Source organism: Streptomyces sp. NPDC021749 (assembly GCF_040640655.1).
Lineage (GTDB): Bacteria > Actinomycetota > Actinomycetes > Streptomycetales > Streptomycetaceae > Streptomyces.
Genome location: NZ_JBFACE010000028.1, coordinates 41078 through 64496 on the forward strand (window position 1 = coordinate 41078; position 23419 = coordinate 64496).

The 23419-nt window shown below is 73.6% G+C and carries 18 protein-coding genes; 4 read left to right on the forward strand and 14 right to left on the reverse strand.

All coding sequences use genetic code 11. The features are described from left to right. Positions 1-139: 139 nt before the first annotated feature. A complete protein-coding gene (locus AB0G35_RS25105; protein WP_360953652.1) occupies positions 140-2920 on the forward strand; it encodes an SCO5717 family growth-regulating ATPase in 2781 nt (926 codons plus the stop codon). Positions 2921-3421: 501 nt separating this feature from the next. Here the strand turns inward: AB0G35_RS25105 and AB0G35_RS25110 are convergent. The 10 genes from AB0G35_RS25110 to rimP all read right to left on the reverse strand — a co-directional run bounded on the left by AB0G35_RS25110 (position 3422) and on the right by rimP (position 16609). Continuing rightward, positions 3422-4369: a bifunctional riboflavin kinase/FAD synthetase gene (locus AB0G35_RS25110; RefSeq protein WP_360953655.1), complete on the reverse strand. Its 948-nt coding sequence runs from the start codon at positions 4367-4369 to the stop codon at positions 3422-3424. Between the two features lie 237 nt (positions 4370-4606). Continuing rightward, on the reverse strand, positions 4607-4792 hold the full coding sequence (locus tag AB0G35_RS25115; protein ID WP_360953658.1) for a hypothetical protein: 186 nt from the start codon (positions 4790-4792) through the stop codon (positions 4607-4609). A gap of 141 nt (positions 4793-4933) precedes the next feature. Continuing rightward, positions 4934-9259 carry a hypothetical protein gene (locus AB0G35_RS25120; RefSeq protein WP_360953661.1) on the reverse strand — a complete coding sequence of 1442 codons (4326 nt, stop codon included), beginning with the start codon at positions 9257-9259 and terminating at the stop codon, positions 4934-4936. A 274-nt stretch (positions 9260-9533) separates the two neighbouring features. Beyond that, positions 9534-10463 (reverse strand): tRNA pseudouridine(55) synthase TruB, encoded by a 930-nt coding sequence (gene truB, locus AB0G35_RS25125; RefSeq protein WP_360953664.1) that lies wholly within the window; start codon positions 10461-10463, stop codon positions 9534-9536. A gap of 2 nt (positions 10464-10465) precedes the next feature. Next, entirely contained in the window at positions 10466-10915 is a 450-nt protein-coding gene (rbfA, locus tag AB0G35_RS25130) for a 30S ribosome-binding factor RbfA (RefSeq protein WP_265360858.1), read from the reverse strand. A gap of 66 nt (positions 10916-10981) precedes the next feature. Next, complete coding sequence (locus tag AB0G35_RS25135; RefSeq protein ID WP_360953668.1) at positions 10982-11275, reverse strand: DUF503 domain-containing protein; 294 nt, start codon at positions 11273-11275, stop codon at positions 10982-10984. 149 nt (positions 11276-11424) lie between these two features. Beyond that, a complete protein-coding gene (gene infB / locus AB0G35_RS25140) occupies positions 11425-14472 on the reverse strand; it encodes a translation initiation factor IF-2 (RefSeq protein WP_360953671.1) in 3048 nt (1015 codons plus the stop codon). A gap of 177 nt (positions 14473-14649) precedes the next feature. Further along, positions 14650-14928 carry a YlxR family protein gene (locus tag AB0G35_RS25145; protein ID WP_360953674.1) on the reverse strand — a complete coding sequence of 93 codons (279 nt, stop codon included), beginning with the start codon at positions 14926-14928 and terminating at the stop codon, positions 14650-14652. A gap of 122 nt (positions 14929-15050) precedes the next feature. Further along, positions 15051-16058, reverse strand: a complete 1008-nt coding sequence (gene nusA, locus AB0G35_RS25150; protein ID WP_360953677.1) for a transcription termination factor NusA — start codon at positions 16056-16058, stop codon at positions 15051-15053. Positions 16059-16060: 2 nt separating this feature from the next. After that, a complete protein-coding gene (rimP, locus tag AB0G35_RS25155; protein WP_360953680.1) occupies positions 16061-16609 on the reverse strand; it encodes a ribosome maturation factor RimP in 549 nt (182 codons plus the stop codon). Positions 16610-16769: 160 nt separating this feature from the next. On the opposite strand from rimP, the gene AB0G35_RS25160 reads away from it, so the two are divergent. The 3 genes from AB0G35_RS25160 to AB0G35_RS25170 are packed head-to-tail and all read left to right on the forward strand — an operon-like array spanning position 16770 to position 18740. After that, entirely contained in the window at positions 16770-17273 is a 504-nt protein-coding gene (locus tag AB0G35_RS25160; protein ID WP_360953683.1) for a hypothetical protein, read from the forward strand. Then, positions 17270-17776, forward strand: coding sequence for a ferritin-like domain-containing protein (locus AB0G35_RS25165; RefSeq protein WP_360953686.1), 507 nt, complete (start codon positions 17270-17272; stop codon positions 17774-17776). Before AB0G35_RS25160 ends, AB0G35_RS25165 begins: the two co-directional genes overlap by 4 nt. Positions 17777-17828: 52 nt before the next feature. After that, on the forward strand, positions 17829-18740 hold the full coding sequence (locus AB0G35_RS25170; protein ID WP_360953689.1) for an aminoglycoside phosphotransferase family protein: 912 nt from the start codon (positions 17829-17831) through the stop codon (positions 18738-18740). An 82-nt stretch (positions 18741-18822) separates the two neighbouring features. Here AB0G35_RS25170 and AB0G35_RS25175 read toward each other — a convergent pair whose 3' ends face one another. The 4 genes from AB0G35_RS25175 to ispG form a co-directional block, all read right to left on the reverse strand. Continuing rightward, positions 18823-20532 (reverse strand): proline--tRNA ligase, encoded by a 1710-nt coding sequence (locus tag AB0G35_RS25175; protein ID WP_360953692.1) that lies wholly within the window; start codon positions 20530-20532, stop codon positions 18823-18825. 127 nt (positions 20533-20659) lie between these two features. Beyond that, positions 20660-21196, reverse strand: coding sequence for a GNAT family N-acetyltransferase (locus AB0G35_RS25180; protein ID WP_201808233.1), 537 nt, complete (start codon positions 21194-21196; stop codon positions 20660-20662). 25 nt (positions 21197-21221) lie between these two features. Continuing rightward, the gene (locus tag AB0G35_RS25185; protein WP_360953695.1) at positions 21222-22067 is read right to left on the reverse strand and encodes a GNAT family N-acetyltransferase; all 846 of its coding nucleotides are present in this window, start codon (positions 22065-22067) and stop codon (positions 21222-21224) included. Between the two features lie 172 nt (positions 22068-22239). Then, complete coding sequence (gene ispG / locus AB0G35_RS25190) at positions 22240-23397, reverse strand: flavodoxin-dependent (E)-4-hydroxy-3-methylbut-2-enyl-diphosphate synthase (protein ID WP_360953698.1); 1158 nt, start codon at positions 23395-23397, stop codon at positions 22240-22242. Positions 23398-23419: the final 22 nt, after the last annotated feature.

Consider the following 23419-nt stretch of genomic DNA (forward strand, 5'->3'; position numbering starts at 1 on the left):
GACGGCAGTCGATACGGGGATGGAGACAGTTAGTGTTGGCGCAACCCCGGGTGGTGTGTTCCGACTTCCGCTCCATCCGAACGATCCGCCTGTATCCGGTCCTGCCGTTCAGGTGCGTTGCAGTACACCAGGAGGCACAGTGAACGAGCAGGAGGCTTTCCGTCCGGACGGAAACGATCCTGACGACGACCAGTCCGAGTTCGACCTGACCGGCGAGTTCAAGATCGACTTTGCCGCGCCGGCCTGGTATGCGAGCAACGACACCAGTGGCGGCGCCGGTGCCGCTGCTGCTCCTGCGCCTTCGCCGACCACTCCGCCCGCCGCGGCGCCGCCCGGTCCGCCGACCGGTCAGCCGCTGACCGGGCCGGCCCAGGGCGCTCCGGTCCCGGGACTTCCGCAGCAGGGCGCGCCGGCCGTGGACGCCGCACCGCCCGGTTTCCCGACGCTGCGGCCGCAGGGCACGGACGGCGCCGCTCCGGCCGCCGCCACTCCCCCGGCGGCGCCGGAGGCTGCCGCGGAGCCCGCACCGGCCGCGAACGACGCGTCCGACAGCGGCAACAAGCGTGCCGGTACGGGTGTCGACCCGTCGGCCTCCCTCTGGGACGACGACGATGACGACACGGAGCCGGAGCCGGAGGCTGCGCCCCAGACGGAGAACGCGGCCGCCGCCCCGGCACCGCAGCCGGAGGCCGTGGCCCCCGACTCCCCGGCCGAGGACGCCGCCCTAGCCCAGCAGGCCCGGCCCGCACCGCCGGTCCAGCCGGTTCCCGACGCCGCCGCTCAGGGCGCGCAGGCGGCCCAGCCGCCGGTGCCGCAGCAGACGCAGGCTCAGGCGCAGGACACGCCGGTTCAGGGTCAGCCGCAGCCCCAGCAGGCGCAGCAGCCGCAGCAGGGCGTGCCCCAGGGTGCTCCGCAGCAGCACGGTGTCCCGCCGCAGGGCGCTCCGTGGGGCGCCGCGACGGACGGTCAGCAGCAGGGCGTTCCGGGCCAGGGTGTGCCCGGTCAAGGGGTTCCCGGGCAGGGCGTGCCCGGGCAGGGTGTCCCCGGTCAGGGTGGACTGCCGCCGCTGCCGCCGGAGTTCCAGCCCGCCGACCCGCGCATGGCGCAGGCCCAGACCGGTCAGCAGCCGCCTGCCCAGCAGGGTCAGCAGCCGCAGCAGGGCGTGCCCGCGCAGGGCCAGCAGCAGACGCCGGCCCAGCAGGCCGCCCAGGCGCAACAGCAGCCGCAGGCCGGATACCCGCAGGCCCAGCCCCAGCAGGCCGGTTACCCCCAGCAGGGCCAGCCCGCGCAGCAGCAGGGTGCCTACGGCTATCCGCAGCCCGCGTACGGCTACCCGCAGCAGGGGCAGCAGCAGCACCCCAACGCGGCCGCGCAGCAGCCCGCTTACGGCTACCCGCAGACCGCGGCGCAGGGCTACCCCCAGCAGGGCCAGCAGTATCCCGGCTACGACCAGTACCAGGCGGCCCAGCAGGCCGCCCAGGCACAGCAGGCACACCAGGCCCAGCAGGCCGCCCAGGCACATCAGGCGCAGCAGGCCCAGGCACATCAGGCGCACCAGGCTCAGCAGGCCCAGGCCCAGCAGGGGCAGCAGACGCCGTATCAGCCGCTGCCCGGGCAGCAGACGGACCCCAACGCCGCGGCGAACTACGCGACGTATTCGCAGCCCGGCCAGCAGCAGCCGCAGCGGGCGGCTCCGGGCGCACCGCTCGGTTACAGCGCGGCGGTCGAGCTGACCTCCGACCGGCTGCTGCGCAACCAGCCCAAGAAGCGCAAGCCGGGCGCCAACGCGCAGCCGTCGAAGTTCAAGCTGGGCGCGAAGAAGGAGCAGGAGGAGCGGCAGCGCAAGCTGGAGCTGATCCGTACGCCGGTGATGTCCTGCTACCGGATCGCGGTGATCAGCCTCAAGGGCGGCGTCGGCAAGACGACGACCACCACGGCGCTGGGCTCCACGCTCGCCTCCGAACGGCAGGACAAGATCCTGGCGATCGACGCCAACCCTGACGCCGGCACGCTCGGCCGACGGGTGCGCCGCGAGACCGGTGCGACGATCCGTGACCTGGTGCAGTCGATCCCGCACCTGCACAGCTACATGGACATCCGCCGGTTCACCTCGCAGGCGCCGTCGGGTCTGGAGATCCTCGCCAACGACGTCGACCCGGCCGTCTCGACGACCTTCAACGACGACGACTACCGGCGGGCGATCGACGTCCTCGGCAAGCAGTACCCGATCATCCTCACCGACTCGGGTACCGGTCTGCTCTACAGCGCGATGCGCGGAGTCCTCGACCTCGCCGACCAGTTGATCATCATCTCCACCCCGTCCGTGGACGGTGCGAGCAGTGCCAGTACGACCCTGGACTGGCTCTCCGCGCACGGCTACGCCGACCTGGTGCAGCGCGGTATCACGGTCATCTCCGGCGTCCGCGAGACCGGCAAGATGATCAAGATCGACGACATCGTGTCGCACTTCGAGACCCGCTGCCGCGGCGTCGTGGTCGTCCCCTTCGACGAACACCTCGCCGCCGGTGCCGAGGTCGACCTCGACATGATGCGGCCCAAGACCCGCGAGGCGTACTTCAACCTCTCCGCCTTGGTGGCCGAGGACTTCGCGCGGGCCCAGCAGGCGCAGGGGATGTACCCGCAGCAGCAGATGGCCGGCGATCCCTACGCCCAGCAACAGCAGCAGTACGCCGCCCAGCAGGGCCAGCCGCAGCAGGGGCACCCGCAGCAGGGGCAGCCGCAACAGCACCCGCAGCAGGGCCAGCCGCCGGCCGGCTACCCGCCGCAGCAGGGCGGCTGGACCCAGCAGCCCGCCCAGCCGCCGGCCCACTGGCAGCAGCAACAGCCCGCCCCGGACGCCCCCCAGCCGGACCAGTCCGGCCTGGCCCCGGGCTGGCAGCAGCAGCCGCCTCCGCAGTAGCGGGGCGACGGCGGGCGAGCGCGCACGCGCAGAGCGATACGGGTCGGGGCCCGGCACCCTTGTGGGCGCCGGGCCCCGACCCGTATGCGGCCCCGCAGCCGTCATGCCCGTACCACACGCCGACCCGAACGAGCGAACCCTTCCCGGTCGAACTCAGCGCGTTTCAGGCCGAGTTGGCATTCAAACCGCGGCACTGCACCTGAGCGCAGCGCTGCCCCGCCCACCGAACACGCCCCTGCGAGCGCCACACCCGCTCGCGGACACGACCTGCGAGCGCCACATCCGCTCGGACACGACGTACGAGCGCCATATCCGCCCGCCCAACACGTCAGCCGCAGCGCTGCACAAACGCCTCGCGCGTGGCACCCGCAGCACTACACCCGCCCACCCCCCGAAGGGGGGTGGGCGGCGGGGAAAAAACTGGTGCGGCGGAAACTCGGCAGGGGAAACGTCCGCCGGCGGGGATCGTTCCGCCGGCGGGAAAGGCTTCAGCGAGGCCGGTCAGCCGGCGTCCGCGATGAGGCCGCGGGCCAGCTTCACGTCGACCGCCATCCGGTCCAACAGGGCGTCGAGGGTGTCGAACTTCTCCTGTCCGCGGATGTAGGAGAGGAAGTCCACCCCCACGTGCAGCCCGTACAGGTCCAGCCCGACGCGGTCGATCGCGTACGCCTCGACCGTGCGCACCTTCCCGTCGAACTGCGGGTTGGTGCCGACCGAGATGGCCGCCGGCATCGCCTCGCCCTCGACCTGCAGCAGCCCCGCGTAGACGCCGTCGGCCGGGATCGCCGTGTGCGGCAGGGTCTCGACGTTGGCCGTCGGGAAGCCCAGTTCACGGCCGCGCTGGGCACCGCGGACGACGACGCCCTCGACGCGGTGCGGCCGCCCCAGGACCTCCCGCGCGCCGGTCACATCGCCCTCGGCCACCAGCCGGCGGGCAAGCGTGGAGGAGAACGGCTCGCCACCGCCCGCCTCTCCGCGCTCGAAGAGGTCGACGACCTCGACGGTGTAGTCGTAGGTGGTGCCGAGTTCGGCGAGGGTCTCGACGTTGCCGGTCGCCTTGTGGCCGAAGCGGAAGTTGGGGCCCTCGACGACGACCTGGGCGTGCAGCTTGTCGACCAGCGCCTTGACCACGAAGTCGGCCGGCGACAGCTTCGAGAACTCCTTGGTGAACGGCAGCACCAGGACCGCGTCCACCCCCAGCTCCGCCATCAGCTCCGCGCGCCGGTGGTGCGGCGCCAGCAACGGCGGGTGGGTCCCGGGCCGTACGACCTCGCTCGGGTGCGGGTCGAAGGTGACGACCACCGCCGGGATCCCCAGCTCACGGGCGCGTGCGACGGCCTTGCCGATGATCAGTTGGTGACCGCGGTGCACACCGTCGTACGAGCCGATGGTGACGACGCTGCGTCCCCAGCCCTCGGGGATGTCCTCCAAGCCACGCCAGCGCTGCACTCTGCCCGCTCCTCGCCCGAACTCTTGTCAGTCCACTGCGCCACGTCGGCATGGCGCAGGTCTAAGACTGCCATGCCCTGAGTGGTGCTTCGCGCGAAGGGTCACCGGCGGCCGCCCGGTGGATCCTCGCGGCAGCACCACGGCGGCCCCGCACCTGGGCCACGGTTACCCGGCCTCGGTCTCCCGGATGCCTGCCCGCGGACGCCTGCCCACGGACGCCTGCCCACGGGCACCTGCCTACGAGCGCCTCTCCGCGAACACCTGCCCTGCGGCGTCCCATCGCCAGCAGCTGATCACAGGCATCGCGAGGATCGCGAGGATCACGCGGATCACGCGGATCACGCGGATCACGCGGATCACGCGGATCACGGGGATCACGCGGATCACGGGGATCACGGGGATCACGGGGATCACGGGGATCACGGGGATCAGGCGGATCCCGGAAAAAAACGGGAGCCCGGCCCTCGGCCCCCGACCCAGGCCCCCGCCCCCAACATCCGGCCCCGCTTCCCCGCTCCGGCCCCGCTCCCCCCGCTCGGCCCCGCTCGCTCGCTCCGGCCCCGGTCACCCGCTCCGGTTCCCCGCCGCCGTCGTGCGGGCGCGGGCTCCCCTCGCCGCTGCCCACCCCGACGGATCTCCCGCCGCCCCTTCCCGGAGCCGTCGGGCGAAGGCGGGGAGCCGGCGGCCCAGCTCGGCCAGCTGCCGCTCGAAGCGGGCCGCGCCGCCCGGCGTACGGGCCAGCAGCCTGCCGGTGCGGTGCACCAGATCCCGGGTGCGCTCCGCGGGCCGCCGTTCGCAGCCCTCGGCGGCCGCCCGGAGCAGCGCCTCCAGGACGCTGGTGTCGGCCGTGGCGTCGCGCTCGCCGTCGCCCAGGCCGTACGGGCCCCTCTCCTGCTCCTCCTGCGCCAGCAGGGCCGCCAGCAGATCACCGCGCAGCGCCTCCGAGGCGCCGGAACCGCCCTCCGCCAGTACGTCGGCCAGCGCGCAGCGGACCGGCGCCGGACAGTCGGTGATCAGCTCGCCGACGAGCGGGCGCAGCACGGCGCGGGCGGCCGGTCCGCGCTCCAGGCGATGGGCGACGAACTCCGCGACCGGGCGCGCGGCGCGGTCCGGGCTGTACCGGGCGTAGTCACGGACGAGCGAGGCCGCGCGGGCGGCGGGCTCGGGCGCGTCGAGACCGGCGAGCAGCCGCAGCAGCGCGGCGGCGACCGGTGGCCCTTCGCCGCCGGTGAGCCGGACCCGGAAGGCGGCCAGCACCGGCACGGGGTGCTCGTCGAGGGCACCCGCGAACGCCGTGGGCGGCAGCTGCGGGTCTCCCGCGACGAAGCGGGCCAGCGCCCGCGCCAGGTAGCGGGGACGGGTGACGGGGTCGCCGACCAGCAGCGCGAGCGCCGACCCCGTACAGGGGCCGTCCATCGGCTCGTCCAGGGGGGCGACCGTCGGTTCGGGCAGCCGGCCGTCGTCCTCGTGCCCGGCGAGCAGGTCGAGGGCCGCCTGGCGGAGCAGGGCGCGGTCGGCCTCGGTACGGGCGTGCGGCGCGGCGCGCAGCGCGTAGGAGGCGGCGGCGGCCCGGCGGCGCGGGCGGGGGTCGTGTGCCCAGCGGGCGACGGCCCGGCAGACCGTCGACGGCTCGTCCTCCGCGAGCACGCCGAGCAGCTCGTCGCCCCTGGGGTGCGCGGCCGCCACCAACGCCTCGGTGAGCGCCTCCGGTGCCCGTCGGCGGTGGGCGTACAGCAGCGCCTGCGCGGCGGCCGCCACGGTGATCTCGCGCGGCCGCGGTGCGGCGGAGCCGAGCGGGGACGCCGGGTCGGGAGGCGAAGGCACGGGGGCACCGGGCGAGGGCGTCGACGGCGTCGAACCGCGGGGCGGCGGTACGGAGCCGTGGGCCGGGCGGCCCGGCAGTCCGGCGCCCAGCAGGCGGGTGTCGTCGAACCACGAGCAGAGGAGCGGCTGGATGCCCTGTGGGTCGGCGCGCAGCATCCCGGCCGCGGCGTCCAGAAAGCGCGCCGGTGCACCCACCCGTCCGTCGGCCGCCCGCCCGTCAGCCGCCCGCCCGTCGGCCGCCCCTCCGTCAGCCGGCACCAGCCGCCGCAGCAGGTCCAGCCGGTCCTCGTCCGTCAGCGCCAGCCGCTCCCAGAACCACGGTCCGAAGGCGTCCAGTCCCGTGCGCAGGAAGCCGCCCGCGCGCAACGACCGTTCGGCGATCCGGTCGGCCAGCAGCCGCAGCACGCCGGTGTACGGCCCGGCGTCGGGCACCTTGAGCAGGACGCCGGCCAGCAGCTGCCGGGCCCACCGGGAGGCGTCCACGGGCCGTGCGGACGCGACCGGGCGCCCCGCGTCCAGCACCCCCGGCTCCGCCCCCTCTGCCTCCTCCGCCCCCTCTGCCTCCTCCACCCCCTCTGCCCACTCCGCCCCCTCTGCCCCCTCTGCCCCCTCCGCACTCTCTCCCGGCGCCCCTGGCCCCGGCTCTGGCCCCTCGCCCAGGACGATCGGCTCCCACCCCTCCTCCGTAACGGCCGGCGGTGGACCACCCCGAGAGTCGCGGGCGCAGGAGTCGTGACCGCAGGAGTCGCTGCCCCACGAACCACGGCCGCAAGAGCCGCTGGCCCACGAACCGCGACCGCACGAACCGCTACCCCACGAACCGCGACCGCACGAACCGCGGCCGCAGAAGACAGGGTCGCAAGAGGTGCAAGAGGCGCAAGGGTCGCAAGAGGCGCAGCCGCAAGCGAGGAGCGGCGGCGACTGCGGTGCGTCCATGTGCGGGGCGCGCGGCAGACCGTCCCCGTGGGGCACCGCCGGCGGTCCCCCGCCGGCCGCCGTCGCCACCGGCACCAACTCCGCCAGCCGAAAGGCCAGTTGGACCCGCCCCGTGTGCCGGGCGAGCCGGAGGAGTGCCTCGATGACCGGGGCGGGGCGGTGGCCGGGCACGGTCAGCAGGTCGAGGTCGACGTGGGCGCCCTGCAGCCATTCCCCGAACTCGTCGTGGGCGAAGCGGTATCCGGGGCCGGCCGGCACCAGCAGGCCCTCGGCGAGCACCGCGGCGGACCAGCCGGCCCGCGGCGGGAAGACCTCCTCGAAGGACGGACGGTCCAACGCGCCCTCTACGGAAGCGAGGCAGCGGCGGGCCGCCTCGTGGGCCTGGCCGGCGACCTGGGCGGCCAGCCGGCGCACCACGGTGCCGCGCGGTGCGGGCCGGTACCCGGCAGCGATGCGTACGGCGATCCGCAGCGACATCAGGTCCAGATAGGCGTCGAAGACCTGGTGGCGGTCCGGTGCACCCAGCAGCACCCTGGCCGGCCCCCCGTCCGGCCCCCCGCCCGGCCCCCCGCCCGGCCTCCCGTTCCCGGTCTCCGCCCCGGCCGGCCCGACGGCCGGTCGGCCGTCCCCACCCCACGCCAGGCCCTCCGCTCCCCCGTGCAGCGCCTCCCGTACCTCCGCCAGCAGCCGCAGGGTCAGCGGGTGGCGGGCGTCCGGGGCTGCGGGGGCGCCGGGCGGCAGGCCGTAGCGTTCCCGGGCGCGCTCCGCCGCCGTCTTGGGGAGGTCGCCGATCGCCACGCAGTCGGGGAGTGCAGCCACCTCACCGCCCGGCCGCGGCCGGTGCAGCAGCCCCGGTGGGAAGAGCGCTCCGGCGCTCTCCCAGTAGGCGGGGCGGCAGGCGATGACGAGCTGCACGCGGGCGGTGCGCAGCCAGTGGACCGTCGCGGCGGTCCACTCGGCCAGCCGGTCGTGCCGGGCCAGGGCCGGTGGCATCTCCTCCGGCCCGTCGAGGAGCACCAGCAGCGGTCGGCCGGAGTCCGCGGCGAGTGCGGCGACCATCTCGGGGGTGGCGTCCGCCGGATCGCCCGCCGTACGGCCCGAGGCGACCAGGGTCCGGCCCGCGGAGCGCAGCGCGCGCCCCACCGCGGTGCGTACGCCCTCGTCGCCGGCCCGCAGGTCCGCGCCGCGCAGCCGGAGGGTGGGCGCCGGTGCCGCGCCGGCCGCCCGGCGCGCCGCGAGCCGGGCCAGCTCCATGCTCCGCCCGGTGCCCGGGCCGCCCACCAGAGCCAGTACCCGCGCCCCTGCCGCCCCGGGCGCCGGCTCCGCCGTGAAGCGGGCGAACTCCCCCTGTACATCGGGGCGTTCGACCGGTTCGGGGCCCGGGCGGGCGGCGGTGGACGGGCTGCCCGCGGAGAGGGCCGTGAGCCGTAGCACCCCGGCGTGGTTCAGTTCGCTGCCGTACGCGGGGACGGTCGCCGCGTTGCGCGCCAGCACGGCGGCCAGCGGGCCCTCGGGCGCGGCCTCGGCGACCGTGCGCAGCGGGACGGCGAAGCCGCCGGCCCGGCGGCCGGCGTGCAGGGCACTGCCCAGGACGCCGAGCACCACACCGGTCCGGCCGTCCAGCACCGGCCCGCCGATCGCGGGGCCGCCCAGCCGCAGCGCCTCCCGGCCGCCCGCGCAGAGCGCCAACTCCAGGATGTGGTCGAGGTGGTGGACGCGGTCGCCGACGGTGTACGTGATGCCGGAGGCGGGGCCGACGACCGTGCCGTCCAGCCAGCCGCCCGTCCAGAGCCGGGCCGGGGCGCCGGCGTCGGGCCGGGCCGTGCCGATCGGCAGGGGTCTGAGCCGGTCCGGACGGAAGCCGGTGGTCCGGATGAGCGCGAGCCCGCTTCCGGGGAGGGGCGTGATGGCGCTCGGCTCCACCGGGCGGGTCCATGCGGCGGCCGCCCCGCCGGTGGCCGTGACGGGCCGCATGGGCTGGAGCACCAGCCCGACCGCGCCGTCCACCGCCTCATGGCTGGTGACCACCGTGCCCTCGTGGTCCGCGAGGAATCCCGTGCCGCGGGTGTGACCTGCCAGATCACGGATCCGCACCAGTGCGGTGTCCGCATCGGCATCCAGCAACGCCATTGCCGATCCTTCCCGCCGGTACCGTCCTCCGACGGTAAGCAGGCGGTGATCGTCCTGGCGACGAGTGCGGCGAACGCGCCCCCGTCCGCGCCTTGATTCACTCCGAGCGCCTCGCCGAATGAGTGAATGCCCGAGGTGCGCTGGAGAGAGATCAAGGGGAGGGGGATGGTGGAGCGCGGACCGGCACCCGTGCCTGCCGGGCGGCCCGCGTTCCACCACCTCTCCTCATGCCGGGTTGCCGGCTCTCCCGGAAGCCGGGTTTCCGGCCCCCGGGTCAGAGGGCGAAGACCGCCAGGCTCTTGGCCTTCCCGCCCTGGTTCTCCACCAGCGCCAGGAACCGCCCGTCCGGCCCGAAGGCCGCGACCGGCCCGTCGGCCTCGAAGCGCGGCATCGCGATCCGCGCGCCGTTGAGCAGCAGCCGGGCCTGCGCCTCGGTGACGTCCCAGCGGGTGAAGGCCGCGTCCGCCGCCTCACCGACCGGCATGATCGGCAGTCCGCCGCCCTCGGGGGCGTCCACCGCCGCCTGCAGCTGCTCCAGGGTGTGCGCCCGGTCCAGCTTGTACGGCCCGACGCGGGTGCGGCGCAGCGCGGTCAGATGGCCGCCGACGCCGAGCCCGGCGCCCAGGTCCCGGGCCAGGGCGCGGATGTACGTACCGGAGGAGCACTCGACGGAGACCAGCAGGTCGGTCACCGGCGTGCCGTCCTCCGCCTCGGTCTCGTGCGCGGAGTGCACCACGAACGAGGAGACGGTGACCGGGCGGGCCGGGATCTCCACGTCCTCGCCCGCGCGCACCCGGGAGTACGACCGCTTGCCGTTGATCTTGATCGCGCTGACCTTCGACGGCACCTGCATGATCGCGCCGGACAGCCGCGCGACCCCGGCGTCGATGTCCTCGCGGGCGAGGCCGTGCGCCGCCTTGGACGCGGTGATCTCGCCCTCGGCGTCGTCGGTGATCGTGGTCTGGCCCAGCCGGACGGTGCCGACGTACTCCTTCTCCGTCAGCGCCAGGTGGCCGAGGAGTTTGGTGGCCCGCTCCAGGCCCAGGACGAGCACGCCGGTGGCCATCGGGTCGAGGGTGCCGGCATGGCCGACCCGGCGGGTGCGGGCCATACCGCGCATCTTCGCCACCACGTCGTGCGAAGTGAAGCCGGCCGGCTTGTCGACGATGACAAGACCGCCCGGCTTGTTGCTCTCACGCTTCATGCTTACGCGGTGCCCTCGTCATCCTCGTCGTCGCCGGGCTTGCGGTACGGATCGGCCTCGCCGGCGTACCGGGCGCCCGAGGAGGCCTCCCGGACCTTGGCGTCCGAGGCCCGCGCCTTGTCGAGGAGGTCCTCGATGGTCTTGGCGTTCTCCGGCAGGGCGTCCGCGACGAACGCCAGGGTCGGCGTGAACTTCGTGCCGGCCGCGGCGCCGACCGCGGAGCGCAGCATGCCCTTGGCGCTCTCCAGCCCGGCGGCGGCGCTGGCCCGGTCCTCGTCATCGCCGTAGACCGTGTAGAAGACCGTAGCCTCCCGCAGGTCGCCGGTGACCCGGGTGTCCGTGATGGTCACGTGCGAGCCGAGCCGCGGGTCCTTGATGCCACGCTGCAGCTTCTGTGCGACCACCTCCCGGATGAGGTCCGCCAGCTTCTTCGCCCGCGCATTGTCGGCCACTGGTCCGTCTCCTTCTTGTCTTCCACAATTGTGCTTCCACCGGCGGCGACCTGCCCCGTCATCAGGTCAGTCGTCGTCGCCGTGCAGCCGTCGGTGTACCGACAGCAGCTCCACTTCGGGCCGTGCGGCGACCAGGCGCTCGCAGCGGTCCATGACATCGGTGAGGTGCCCGACGTCCCCGGACACCACCGCCAGGCCGATGGTGGCCCTGCGGTACAGATCCTGGTCCCCGACCTCCGCCACGCTCACCGCGTATTTGCGGTGGAGTTCGGAGACGATCGGGCGGACGACGGAGCGCTTCTCCTTCAGCGACCGTACGTCGCCGAGAAGCAGGTCGAAGGACAGCGTCCCTACGTACATGCAAGCCGGGTCAAGCCACCCGTGGGGCCTTGGGGGCACCCTCCGGCATGGGCCGGGGGCGTACGTGTCAGTTCGAACCGTACACGCAACGGCCGGGGCCGATCGACGGAGTTTCTTCCGCCGACCGGCCCCGGGGGGTCACTGCGTGATCAGCCGCGCGGCTTCTCGCGCATCTCGTACGTCGCGATGACGTCGTCGACCTTGATGTCGTTGAAGTTTCCGAGATTGATACCGCCCTCGAAGCCTTCGCGGATCTCGGTGACGTCGTCCTTGAAGCGACGCAGACCGTCGATGTTGAGGTTCTCCGCGACCACCTTGCCGTCGCGGATGAGGCGCGCCTTGGTGTTGCGCCTGACCTCGCCGGAGCGGATGAGAACACCCGCGATGTTGCCCAGCTTGGACGACTTGAAGACCTCGCGGATCTCCGCCGTACCGAGCTCGACCTCCTCGTACTCCGGCTTGAGCATGCCCTTGAGGGCGGCCTCGATCTCCTCGATCGCCTGGTAGATGACCGAGTAGTACCGCACGTCGACGCCCTCGCGCTCGGCCATCTGCGTGGCGCGGCCCTCGGCCCGCACGTTGAAGCCGATGACGATCGCGTCGGAGCCGGACGCCAGGTTGATGTCGGTCTCCGTGACCGCACCGACGCCGCGGTGCAGCACCCGGATGTCGACCTCTTCGCCGACGTCGAGCTGGAGCAGCGAGGACTCCAGGGCCTCGACGGAACCAGAAGCGTCACCCTTGATGATGAGGTTGAGCTGCTGGACCTCGCCGGCCTTGAGCACCTTGTCCAGGTCCTCCAGGGAGACCCGGCGGGTGCGCTTGGCGAAGGCCGCGTTGCGCTCGCGCGCCGCGCGCTTCTCGGCGATCTGGCGGGCCGTGCGGTCCTCGTCGACGACCAGGAAGTTGTCGCCGGCGCCCGGGACGTTGGTCAGACCCAGGACCAGGACGGGGGTCGACGGACCGGCTTCCTCGACGTTGTTGCCCTTGTCGTCGAACATCGCGCGGACCCGGCCGTAGGCGTCACCGGCGACCATCGTGTCACCGACGCGGAGGGTACCGCGCTGGACGAGGACGGTGGCCACGGCGCCGCGGCCGCGGTCGAGGTGGGCCTCGATCGCAATACCCTGCGCGCCCTGCTCGGCGTTGGCCCGCAGGTCGAGCGCGGCGTCCGCGGTGAGGACCACGGCCTCCAGCAGGGAGTCGATGTGCAGACCCTGCTTGGCGGAGATGTCGACGAACATGGTGTCGCCGCCGTACTCCTCGGCCACCAGGCCGTACTCGGTCAGCTGACCGCGCACCTTGGTCGGGTCGGCGCCCTCGACGTCGATCTTGTTGACCGCGACCACGATCGGCACGTCGGCCGCCTTGGCGTGGTTCAGGGCCTCGATCGTCTGCGGCATGACACCGTCGTTGGCCGCCACCACGAGGATCGCGATGTCGGTCGACTTGGCACCACGGGCACGCATGGCGGTGAACGCCTCGTGACCGGGGGTGTCGATGAAGGTGATGCGCCGCTCTTCGTCGTTGACCTCGGTCGCGACCTGGTAGGCACCGATGTGCTGGGTGATGCCGCCGGCCTCGCCCGCGATGACGTTCGTCTTGCGGATCGCGTCGAGCAGTCGGGTCTTACCGTGGTCGACGTGACCCATGACGGTCACCACCGGCGGACGGGAGACGAGCATCTCCTCGCCGCCCTCGTTCTCGCCGAACTCGATGTCGAAGGACTCCAGAAGCTCGCGGTCCTCCTCCTCCGGGCTGACGATCTCGACGACGTAGTTCATCTCGTCGGCGAGCAGCTGCAGCGTCTCGTCGGAGACCGACTGCGTCGCCGTGACCATCTCGCCCAGGTTCAGCATGACCTGGACCAGCGACGCCGGGTTGGCGTTGATCTTCTCGGCGAAGTCCGTCAGCGAGGCACCGCGCGACAGGCGAACCGTCGCACCGTTGCCGCGCGGCAGCATGATGCCGCCGACCGACGGGGCCTGCATGGCCTCGTACTCCTGGCGGCGCTGCCGCTTCGACTTGCGACCGCGACGCGCGGGACCGCCGGGACGGCCGAACGCGCCCTGCGTGCCACCACGGCCACCGGGGCCGCCGGGACGGCCACCGAAGCCGGGACGACCGCCGAAGCCGCCGCCACCGCCGCCGGGGCCACCGCCACCGGGACGACCGGCGAAACCGCCGCCGGCACCCGGACGACCGCCGCCGCCACCGGGACGACCGGCGAAGCCGCCGCCACCCGGACGGCCGCCGCCACCGGGACGACCGGCACCGCCGGGACCACGGCCACCGCCACCGGGGCCGGGACGCGGGCCGGCAGCCGGACGCTGCGGCATCATGCCCGGGTTCGGGCGGTTACCGCCGCCGGGACGCGGGCCCGCACCGGGCGCGGCGCCCTGCGGACGGGGCATACCACCGGGGGTCGGACGTGCGCCGCCCTGGCCCTGGGGACGGGGGCCGCCCTGGCCGCCGCCCTGCGGGCGCGGACCGCCGGGACCACCCTGGCCGCCGGGACGCGGCGCGCCACCGGGACGGGGGGCCTGCGGACGGGCCATGCCCGTGGAGCCACCGGAGGTGAAGGGGTTGTTACCCGGACGCGGACCGGACGGACGGGCACCGGGACGCGGGCCCGGGCGCTCGGCGCCGGGACGCGGGGCGCCGCCACGGCCCTGACCACCCTGGCCGGGACCGGACGCCGGACGGGCCGGGCGCGGGCCGGGGGTGGCACCGGGACGGGGGGCCGACGGGGCGGCCGGGGGCGCCTGGAACTCGGGCTGCGCGGGCGCGGCCGGAGCAGGCTTGGGTGCTGCCGGGCGCGCCGGGGTGGGGCGCGGACCCGGGGCGGGGGTGCTCTTGGGGGCCGCGGGGGCCGGCGCCTCGGAGGCGGCCGGGGCCGGAGCCGCGGGACCCGGCTTGGGGGCGCCCGGCTTCGGGGCAGCAGGACGCGCCGCCTGTGCCGGAGAGGGCGCCGACGGCTTTGCGGGGGCCGACTTGCGCGGCGCCGCGGGCTTCCCGGCGGCGCGGCCGTTGCCGCTTCCCGCCTGGAAAGCGTCGGTCAGCTTGCGAACAACCGGCGCCTCGATCGTCGAGGACGCCGAACGGACGAATTCACCAAGTTCTTGGAGCTTGGCCATGACGACCTTGCTCTCAACGCCGAACTCCTTGGCGAGTTCGTAAACCCGGACCTTAGCCACTTCGCTCCTTCTAGGTCCGGGGTGTCCACCGGACCGTCGCTACTTCATGGGCGTACTCATCGCGTACTCATCGAGTGCTCATCGCAATCTCGACCTACTTCCGACTCGCGAGGTACCTGACCGCACGGTTTTCCGTGCGCTGTGCGTTCTTGCTGTGCGTTATTGCCATGGGCGGCTTCAACCGGCGCTCCGTTCGATGAAGCGACGCAGATCCGTCGTGTCGAACGGCCCCCGGCCCCGAAAGGCCCGGGGAAACGCCCGGCGGCGGACCGCCAGGTCGAGGCAGACCAGTGTCGGGTGCACGTACGCACCCCGGCCGGGCAGCGTACCGCGAGGATCGGGGGCACACTCGCCCTCGATCTCCACGATGCGCAGCAAATCGCCCTTGGCCGCCCGCTCCCGGCATCCCAGACATGTGCGCTCAGGGCATGCGCGGGCATGCGTCCGGCCAGACACTGCTTAAGTCTACCTCCCCGCGCCGACCGGACCCCGATGGGGTAAATGCCGAACGGCTGCTCAGAATTCCCGTCGGGGCGCCGCGGCGCCACCGAATTTCCGGTGGGCCGCGGCTCCGGCGGCTACGACGTGCGACCCGCGGACTGCGGTGCGTGCTGCTCGGTGTCCGGACGGATGTCGATCCGCCATCCGGTGAGCCGCGCCGCGAGACGGGCGTTCTGCCCTTCCTTGCCGATCGCCAGTGACAGCTGGTAGTCGGGCACCGTGACCCGGGCCGAGCGCGCCGCCAGGTCCACGACCTCGACCTTGCTGACCCGGGCCGGCGACAGCGCGTTGGCGACCAGCTCGGCGGGGTCGTCCGACCAGTCCACGATGTCGATCTTCTCGCCGTTGAGCTCGGCCATCACGGCCCGCACCCGCCCGCCCATGGGGCCGATGCACGCGCCCTTGGCGTTCAGCCCCGACCGCGTGGAGCGCACGGCGATCTTCGTACGGTGTCCGGCCTCGCGGGCGATGGCGGCGATCTCCACCGATCCGTCCGCGATCTCCGGCACCTCCATGGCGAAGAGCTTCTTCACCAGGTTGGGGTGGGTGCGCGACAGCGTCACCGACGGGCCGCGCACGCCCTTGACCACCCGGACGACGTACGACCGCAGGCGGGTGCCGTGGGCGTACTCCTCACCGGGTACCTGCTCCTGCACCGGCAGGATGGCCTCCAGCTTGCCGATGTCGACCAGGACGTTCTTGGGGTCCTTGCCCTGCTGGACGACGCCGGTGACGACGTCGCCCTCCCGCCCGGCGTACTCGCCGAACGTGATCTCCTCCTCGGCGTCCCGCAGCCGCTGCAGGATGACCTGCTTGGCGGTGGTCGCCGCGATCCGCCCGAAGCCGGACGGGGTGTCGTCGAACTCGCGCGGCTCGGCCCCCTCCTCCAGGTCCTCGGGGTCCTCCTTCGCCCACACCGTCACATGGCCGGTGTTGCGGTCCAGCTCCACCCGCGCCCGCCGGCGGCTGCCCTCGGTGCGGTGGTAAGCGATGAGGAGGGCCGACTCGATCGCCTCGACCAGCAGGTCGAACGAGATCTCCTTCTCCCGCACCAGCCCCCGCAGGGCACTCATGTCGATGTCCACGGCTACGCCTCCTCCTTGTTCTCGTCGATCTTCTCTTCGTGCTGCGCGTCGCGCTTGTCCGCCTTCTCGGGCTTACGGAATTCCAGCTCGACGCGCGCCTTGGCGATCTCGTCGAACAAGACCCGGCGGGCCGTCGGCTTGCGCCCCTTCACGCCCGGCACCTCCAGATCGAGGCCGTCCTCGTCGACGCCGGTGATCCGGGCGACGAGCTCCCCGGACCCTGCCGCGTCGGTCAGTTGGGCCTTGATGAGGCGACCGAGGGCGCGGCGGTAGTGGCGCAGCTCGGTCAGCGGGCGGTCGGCGCCCGGGGAGGTCACCTCAAGGGTGTAGGGCGCGCCGCCCATCACATCGGTGTCGTCCAGGACCTGGGACGCCTCGCGGCTCAGCTCGGCGCACTCGTCCAGCTGGACGCCCTCGTCGGAATCGACCACGATCCGCAGCACCCGGCGCTTCCCGGCCGGTGTCACCTCGATCTCTTCCAGATCCAGGTCTCGCGCGGCGACGAGCGGTTCAAGCAGTCCGCGCAGCCTCTCGCTCTGGGTGGTGCTCATCCGGGTGACTCCTCGGCCGCGTGTGCTGTTGTGGGTGGATCGCGTGTCGGGTCAAAGCCTATCGGTTCCGGCGGGGTACTGACGATTCGGTGGGTGGTCACGGATACTCTCGCCTGCGGTGATCACAACGGAAGACCCCGGGAAGTGCAACGTGCCGAAAGTGGCGCTCACGCGCAGAAGGACCCTGCTGGCCGGCGCCGCCCTGGGGGGCGCGGCGCTGCTCGCCGGCTGCTCCGAGGACGACTCCCCCGAACGGGACGAGCACTCCTCCGCCGCCGACCGGCTGCGCACGGCCGCGGCCCACGACAGTACGGCGCTGCTGGCGCGCTACGACGCGACGCTCGCCGCCCACCCGGCCCTGGCGCCGCGGCTGCGCCCGCTGCGCTCCGAAGTGGCCCGGCACGTCCAGGCGTTCACGACCGGGGACGCCGGCCCCTCCCCCTCCGGTTCCGCCCGCCGGGGCCGTCCGCACAAGGCCGCCGCGCCCCCGGTGCCCGGGGACGAGGAGGCCGCGCGAGGCGCCCTGGCCACCGCGGAACGCAAGCTCGCCGACCACCGGACCACCGCACTGCTGTCCGCGCCGCCCGAACTGGCCCGGCTGCTCGCCTCGGTGGCCGCGGCCGGCGCGGCGCACGCCTATCTGCTGACGGAGCCGCCCCGATGACCTCCCGCAAGAAGAGCGACGAGCAGCACGACGACGACCACGAGGAGCTGACCGCCGTGCAGGCCGCGCTGGCCGCCGAGCACGCCGCGGTCTACGGCTACGGCGTGGTCGGCGGCCGCATCTCCCGCGACCGGCGCACCGAGGCACAGGCGGCCTACGACGCCCACCGCGCCCGCCGGGACGCACTGCACCGCGAGGTGCTGGCGCTGGGCGGCAGGCCCGAGGCCGCGGCCGCCGCGTACGAACTGCCGTTCCCGGTACCCGACCCGGCCGCCGCGGTGCGGCTGGCGGCGGAGCTGGAGGACCGGCTGGCCGCCGTCTACGCGGACCTCGTGCGGGCCGGCGGCCGGGCCCGGCGGCGGGAGGCGGCCGCCGCGCTGCGGGAGGCGGCGGTGCGGGCGGTGCGCTGGCGCGGCGGCGGCGTAGCCTTCCCTGGGCTCACGGAACGGGCCACGGCCCCCGCTCCGTCCGGCTCCACGAGCGCCTCCGCGGGCGCGCTCTGAACGACCGGCGGTCACCGCCCCGGAAAGGCCCCAGGAAAGGGACAGCGCAGGCATGGCAACGGCACCCATCGAACCGCCGCAGCGTCTGGTGAGTTCGGTGAGCGGCGACCCGGACAGCCCGGTACGCAAGTGGCTCGACGCACTGCCGACGCTGGTTCAGCAACGGCTGGCCGACTGGGAGCTGACGCTGGAGCGGGTGCACGCCCCGGGTGGCCGCAGCAGTCTGCTGGCGCTCGTACGGCAGGCGGACGGGACGCCGGCGGCGCTGAAGTTGCCGGTGCCGGGCCGCCGCGCCGGGCACGAGGCGGAGGCGCTCGCGACCTGGGACGGCTGGGGGGCGGTGCGGCTGCTGCGGTCCGACGCGGCGAGCGGGGCGCTGCTGCTGGAACGGCTGCAGAGCGGGGTGTCGCTGCGTTCGCTGCCGGAGGCCAAGGCCCTGCTGGAGGCGGCAGGTACGGTCCGCCGCCTGTGGGTGGAGCCGCCGGCCGACCACCCGTTCGAGACCCTGGCCGGGCGCGCCGAGGAGGACGTGGAGGCGCTGGCCACGGCGGGTGCGCTGACCCGGGCGGCCGCCCCGCTGGTCGAGGAGGCCCAGGAGTTGCGCCGCGGTCTGCCGGCCGCTTCCGACGAGCGGTTCCTGCTGCACGGGGCGTTCCGCCAGGGCAAGGTGCTGGCCGGTGAGCGGGCGCCGTGGCTGGCGATCGGCCCGTCGCCGGTGGTCGGCGAGCGGGCGTACGACCTGGCGGCACTGGTGCTGGACCGCTTCGAGGACCTGGCGGCCGGGTCGGGCGCGGCCGCCGCGGTCCGCCGCCGGGTGGCCAAGCTGGCCGACTCCCTGGAGGTGGACCGGGACCGGCTGCGCGAGTGGACGCTGTACCGGGCGGTGGACGCCGGGGTGCGGGAGGCGGCGGTGGGCGACCGCCAGCGCGGCGAACTGCTGCTGCAGTTCGCGGCCTGGCTGTAGACCCGTGGTACGTGCGCCGCGGCGCCGCCGGTCCCGGGACCGGCGGCGCCGCGGCGTTCTCGTGTCAGGCGTACCGGGCGGATCAGGCGCTGAGCCGGGCGACGGCCTCCTCGACCGTCAGCTCCTCGCGCTCGCCGGTGCGGCGGTCCTTGACCTCGACCACGCCCTCACCGGCGCGCCGGCCGGCGACCACGATGGTCGGCACGCCCAGCAGTTCGGCGTCGGTGAACTTCACGCCCGGCGAGACCCCGGCCCGGTCGTCGACCAGGACCCGCAGGCCGGCGTCGCCGAGCCGGTCCCCGATCGCCAGCGCGAGCTCGGTCTGCTGGGCCTTGCCCGCCGCGACGACGTGCACGTCGGCCGGGGCGACCTCGCGGGGCCAGCACAGCCCCTTCTCGTCGTGGGTCTGCTCGGCCAGTGCGGCCACCGCACGGGAGACGCCGATGCCGTACGAGCCCATGGTGACCCGGGTCGGCTTGCCGTTCTGGCCGAGCACATCGAGCTCGAAGGCGTCCGCGTACTTGCGGCCGAGCTGGAAGATGTGGCCGATCTCGATGGCGCGGTCGATCTTCAGGCCGGTGCCGCACTTCGGGCAGGGGTCGCCGGGCTCGACGACGACCACGTCGAGGTACTCGTCGACCTCGAAGTCGCGGCCGCACACCACGTTCTTGGCGTGCGTGCCCTCCTTGTTGGCGCCGGTGACCCAGGCGGTGCCGGGGGCGACGCGCGGGTCGGCGAGGTAGCGGAAGGCCTTGCCGGCCAGGCCCTGCGGGCCGACGTAGCCGCGGACCAGGTCCGGGCGGTCGGTGAAGTCCTCGGCGGTGACCAGTTCGACGGTAGCCGGCGCGAGGTGCTCGCCGAGCTTGCCGAGGTCGACCTCGCGGTCGCCCGGGACGCCCACCGCGACGATCTCGCCGTCGACCTTGACCAGGAGGTTCTTCAGCGTCGCGGAGGCCGGGACGCCGAGGAACTCGGCGAGCGACTCGATGGTCGGGGTGTCGGGGGTGTCCAGCTCCTCGACCGGGCCGTGCGCGCTGCCGTCGGCCGGCTCGACGGTGACCGTAACGGCCTCGGTGTTGGCGGCGTAGTCGCAGGCCGGGCAGTCGACGAAGGTGTCCTCGCCGGCCGCCGCGGGCGCCAGGAACTCCTCGGACGCCGAGCCGCCCATCGCGCCGGATACGGCGGAGACGATGCGGTAGTCCAGGCCCAGGCGCCGGAAGATCTTCTCGTAGGCCTCGCGGTGCAGCGCGTAGGACTGGGCCAGGCCCTCGTCGGTGGTGTCGAAGCTGTACGAGTCCTTCATGTGGAACTCGCGGCCGCGGAGCACGCCAGAGCGGGGGCGGGCCTCGTCGCGGTACTTGATCTGGATCTGGTAGAGGATCACCGGCAGGTCCTTGTAGGACGTGCACTGGTCCTTGACCGTGAGGGTGAAGATCTCTTCGTGGGTGGGGCCGAGGAGGTAGTCGGCGCCCTTGCGGTCCTTGAGGCGGAAGAGCAGGTCGCCGTACTCCTCCCAGCGGCCGCTGGCCTCGTAGGGCTCCTTGGGCAGCAGCGCCGGCAGCAGGACCTCCTGGCCGCCGATGGCGTCCATTTCCTCGCGGACGATGCGGGAGACGTTCTCCAGGACCTTCTTGCCCAGCGGCAGCCACGTCCAGATGCCGGCGGAGGAGCGGCGGACGTACCCGGCGCGGACGAGCAGCTTGTGGCTGGCGGTCTCGGCGTCGGCCGGGTCGTCGCGCAGTGTCTTGATCATCAAGCGGGACATGCGCTGGACCTGTGCGGCGTGGGCCATGGGAGTTTCTCCTGCGTAAGAAAGGTGACTCCCTGGAGGTTAGCCGTAGGGGTGTGTCCCGCGGAAATGGGATACGGCCCGCGTTGCCCGCTGCCCCGCCGCGGGTCGTCCCGCTGTAGGGGGCGGATCAGGGGCGCTTCAACGGCAGGGGCGCGCCCATCACCGCGTACGGGGTGGGGGCGCTGGGGAAGAGGACCCGGCGGGCCAGGTCGTGGTAGCCGAGGGAGCGGTAGAGCTTGCGGGCGGGGCTCTCGACGTCGATGGCGGAGAGGATGGAGCGGGGTTCGCCGGCGCCGTCGGTGATCCGGGTGATCAGTGCCCGGCCGAGGCCGCGGTGCTGGTAGGCGGGGTGGACGTGCAGCTCGGTGATGGTGAAGGAGTCGTCGAGCCAGTGGTCGAGGCCCTCGCTGCGCAGATAGGGCTCGACGACCGTGGACCACCAGTGGGTGCGGTCGTTGGGCATGCCGTAGACGAAGCCGACGAGCCGGCCGGCGGGGGTGGTGGCGCCCAGGGCCCGGGCGCCGGGGCAGCCGAGGTGGCGCAGGACGATGTGCCGGCGGACGGCGATCTCCTCCTCGCTCAGGCCGAAGGCGAGCGCCTGCACCGCGAGCGCGTCGTCCACGCGGGCAGCGAGATCGAGGGGGCCGACCGCGACGTCATCCATGGTCCGGAGCGTACAAGGCCGCGGGTCAGAACAGCACGCTCATGAACGCGCCGACTTCCTCGAAGCCCACCCGGCGGTAGGCGGCCCGGGCTGCGGTGTTGAAGTCGTTGACGTAGAGGCTGACGACGGGGGCGACGTCGCTCAGGGCGTAGCGGAGCACGGCGGCCATTCCGGTCTCGGACAGGCCCTTGCCGCGGTGGGCGGGGTCGACCCAGACCCCCTGGATCTGGCAGGCGCGCGGGGTGGCGGCGCCGATCTCCGCCTTGAAGATGACCCTGCCGTCCTCGACGCGGGCGAAGGAGCGGCCGGCGCCGACGAGTTCGGCGACCCGGGCTTGGTAGAGGAGTCCGCCGTCGCCGGCCATCGGGGAGATGCCGACCTCTTCGGTGAACATGGCGACGCAGGCCGGCATGATCAGGTCCATCTCGTTCTTGCGGATCCGCCGGACGCAGGGGTCGGGGGCGATCGCGGTGGACGGCGAGGTGGTGACCATCAGCGGCTGGTGGGCGCGGATCTCGCGGGCGGGGCCCCAGTACGGCTCCAGCAGCGACCAGAGTTCGGCGGTCGGGCCGGCCGGGCCGACGATGGAGGAGCAGCGCCGGCCCTGGCGGCGGGCGCGGTCGGCGAAGCCGCGGACCGCCTCGGAGGTGGCGCAGACGGGGACGAGGTTGGCGCCGGCGTAGCACAGCGACTCCAGCCGGCCGCCGACGTACCAGCCCCACATCTCGCCGCCCAGCCGCCAGGGGTCGAGGCCGGCGACCTGGACGCGGGCGGCGACGAAGGCGTTGGCGACCGGGTCGCGGTCGAGGACCGCGAGCGCATCGTCGAGGTCCCCTGGTTCGAGGACCTTGATGGTGGTGGTCGTCAGCACGTCTCGGAATGCCTCACCGTTACGGGCCTGGGAGGGCAGGCGGGAGCAGGTCTTGGCACTTTACCTCGCGTCCGCGCGGGGCACCCCGTGCGCTGCGTGCGGGGCCGGTCCAGGCAGCCGTGAGCCCCGCGGCCCTGGTGGGCGGCGGGGCTCGGACGGGCTGTGGGGCGGGTCAGCCGGCGGCGGTGACGACCGGTTCGCCGGAGGCGACGCCGTCCTTCTCCATCTGCTCGGCGATCTTCAGGGCCTCTTCGATGAGGGTCTCCACGATCTTCGACTCGGGCACGGTCTTGATGACCTCGCCCTTGACGAAGATCTGGCCCTTGCCGTTGCCGGAGGCGACGCCGAGGTCGGCCTCGCGGGCCTCGCCGGGGCCGTTGACGACGCAGCCCATGACGGCGACCCGCAGCGGCACCTCCATGCCCTCCAGGCCCGCGGTGACCTCGTCGGCGAGCTTGTAGACGTCGACCTGGGCGCGGCCGCAGGACGGGCAGGAGACGATCTCCAGGCGGCGGGGGCGGAGGTTCAGCGACTCCAGGATCTGGATGCCGACCTTGACCTCCTCGACGGGCGGCGCGGACAGCGAGACCCGGATGGTGTCGCCGATGCCCTCGCTGAGCAGCGCGCCGAAGGCGACCGCGGACTTGATGGTGCCCTGGAAGGCGGGGCCGGCCTCGGTGACGCCGAGGTGGAGGGGGTAGTCGCACTGGGCTGCGAGCTGGCGGTAGGCGTTGACCATCACGACCGGGTCGTTGTGCTTGACCGAGATCTTGATGTCGCGGAAGCCGTGCTCCTCGAAGAGGGACGCCTCCCACAGCGCGGACTCGACCAGCGCCTCGGGGGTGGCCTTGCCGTACTTCTGCAGCAGGCGGCGGTCGAGGGAGCCGGCGTTGACACCGATGCGGATCGGGGTGCCGGCGTCGCCGGCCGCCTTGGCGATCTCCTTGACCTTGTCGTCGAACTGCTTGATGTTGCCGGGGTTGACCCGGACCGCGGCGCAGCCGGCGTCGATGGCGGCGAAGACGTACTTCGGCTGGAAGTGGATGTCCGCGATGACCGGGATCTGGGACTTCTTGGCGATCACGGGCAGCGCGTCGGCGTCGTCCTGCGTGGGGCAGGCGACCCGGACGATCTGGCAGCCGGAGGCGGTCAGCTCGGCGATCTGCTGCAGCGTCGCCCCGATGTCGGAGGTCCGCGTGGTCGTCATCGACTGCACCGAGACCGGTGCGTCTCCGCCCACGGCGACCGGACCGACGTGGATCTTGCGGCTGACCCGGCGGTCGGCGAGCTTGGTCGGTACGTCCGGCATTCCCAGTGAAATGGCAGTCATCTGGCGAGCAACCCCAAGGTAT

What these genes read in the sequence shown, in the direction of transcription:
- AB0G35_RS25170 (WP_360953689.1), top strand. Translation starts at nt 17,829, where the DNA reads ATGGCAACGGCACCCATCGAACCGCCGCAGCGTCTGGTGAGTTCGGTG.
- AB0G35_RS25120 (WP_360953661.1), bottom strand. Translation starts at nt 9,259, where the DNA reads ATGGCGTTGCTGGATGCCGATGCGGACACCGCACTGGTGCGGATCCGT.
- truB (WP_360953664.1), bottom strand. Translation starts at nt 10,463, where the DNA reads ATGAAGCGTGAGAGCAACAAGCCGGGCGGTCTTGTCATCGTCGACAAG.
- AB0G35_RS25175 (WP_360953692.1), bottom strand. Translation starts at nt 20,532, where the DNA reads ATGGCCCACGCCGCACAGGTCCAGCGCATGTCCCGCTTGATGATCAAG.
- AB0G35_RS25135 (WP_360953668.1), bottom strand. Translation starts at nt 11,275, where the DNA reads ATGTACGTAGGGACGCTGTCCTTCGACCTGCTTCTCGGCGACGTACGG.
- AB0G35_RS25165 (WP_360953686.1), top strand. Translation starts at nt 17,270, where the DNA reads ATGACCTCCCGCAAGAAGAGCGACGAGCAGCACGACGACGACCACGAG.
- ispG (WP_360953698.1), bottom strand. Translation starts at nt 23,397, where the DNA reads ATGACTGCCATTTCACTGGGAATGCCGGACGTACCGACCAAGCTCGCC.
- rimP (WP_360953680.1), bottom strand. Translation starts at nt 16,609, where the DNA reads ATGAGCACCACCCAGAGCGAGAGGCTGCGCGGACTGCTTGAACCGCTC.
- AB0G35_RS25180 (WP_201808233.1), bottom strand. Translation starts at nt 21,196, where the DNA reads ATGGATGACGTCGCGGTCGGCCCCCTCGATCTCGCTGCCCGCGTGGAC.